The following is a 1,176-nucleotide window of genomic DNA, read 5'->3' on the forward strand; positions in this document are numbered from 1 at the left end:
TTCCAGAACCAGCCGAACCCGAGCAAGGTCGCGCTGACCGGTTTCAGCGGCGCCTACGACGGCCCGCCGCTGCAGCAGTCGGATATCGAGGACCGGCAGAAGAAGCTGAAGGACTTCGTGGCCAAGAACAACCAGGACTTCGCCAAGAAGCTCAAGGAAGAGCAGGACAAGGCGAAGACCGCCAACTGATCGCCCAGGACTCCTGCGGGAGTCTTCTGGTTTCGAAAAAAAGCGGGCTTTGGCCCCGCTTTTTTGTGTCAATGCCGCGACTGGCGTTTCGGCTCGTAGCGGCCGTCCGGCCGCTTGTCGAACATCTCGCCAATCTGCGGGTGTCGAACCGGTTCGCCCGACTTGTCCTCGAGCAGGTTCTGCTCGGAGACGTAGGCGATGTATTCCGTTTCCGAATTCTCGGCGAGAAGATGGTAGAAGGGCTGGTCCTTGCGCGGCCTCACGTCTGCCGGGATCGCCTCGTACCATTCCTCGGTGTTGGCGAATTGCGGGTCGACGTCGAAGATGACGCCGCGGAACGGAAACAGCCGATGGCGAACCACTTGTCCGATCGAGAATTTGGCCGTTTTCATCGCACTCACCACTCAGGTTCCAGGGCGCCGTCCGTGACCGCGCAAAGGCGCCTAAGATCTTGAATTTACGCGCTGCGCCGCCAAAAATCGACCCCGACTTTCGGTTGGTGCCTATTTGGCGCAGACGCCGCGTCAATTCAATGCCAAAGCACCGCTCCAGCAGCAGCCAACGAACTGGCGGAGCCGAGGGTTTCGGGCTCGCTGCGGAAAGGTCTGGGGAAGCTACCGCGGGGACTGCTTCCGCAAACCGCCGGCAAGAGCCTGGAAGCCGCTGCCGGGCCTGAGCCCCTCTCGCATGAAAAAGGCGCGCAGCGGCGCGAAGCTGCCGAGCACGCCAAGGCCGGCGCTGCGCGCCAGCTGCGCCGGCAGCATGTCGGAGAGCAAGGACCTGTTCAGCAAATTGACCGCGCTGCTGCGGGCCAAGATGTCGGGCCGCCGCCTGGTATCGTAGGTCGCAAGGCACTTCTCCGATCCCGGGTCGGAGCTATTTTCGCTGGCGATTCCAATCAGATCGTCGATATCCCTGATGCCGAGATTGAGGCCTTGCGCGCCGATCGGCGGGAATACGTGCGCGGCCTCGCCCACCCGCGCAACG

At 62.5% G+C, this 1,176-nt stretch carries 2 protein-coding genes and 1 pseudogene; 1 reads left to right on the plus strand and 2 read right to left on the minus strand.

Features of this window, described 5'->3' with window-relative positions; all coding sequences use genetic code 11:
• Window positions 1–189, plus strand: a pseudogene (locus tag EOA33_RS36310) (invasion associated locus B family protein); the annotation flags it as partial.
• Between the two features lie 68 nt (window positions 190–257).
• On the opposite strand, the gene hspQ reads toward EOA33_RS36310, so the two are convergent.
• Window positions 258–581, minus strand: a complete 324-nt coding sequence (gene hspQ, locus EOA33_RS36315) for a heat shock protein HspQ (protein ID WP_128346819.1) — start codon at window positions 579–581, stop codon at window positions 258–260.
• Window positions 582–803: 222 nt separating this feature from the next.
• Window positions 804–1,176, minus strand: a 373-nt coding sequence (locus EOA33_RS36320) for an FAD-dependent monooxygenase (protein WP_190234506.1), incomplete at its 5' end; no start/stop codon positions are given.

Source organism: Mesorhizobium sp. M4A.F.Ca.ET.050.02.1.1, assembly GCF_003997725.1.
Taxonomy (GTDB): Bacteria; Pseudomonadota; Alphaproteobacteria; order Rhizobiales; family Rhizobiaceae; genus Mesorhizobium.

Excerpts from the sequence above, each read along its gene's own strand:
- hspQ (WP_128346819.1), bottom strand. The coding sequence starts at position 581 with ATGAAAACGGCCAAATTCTCGATCGGACAAGTGGTTCGCCATCGGCTG.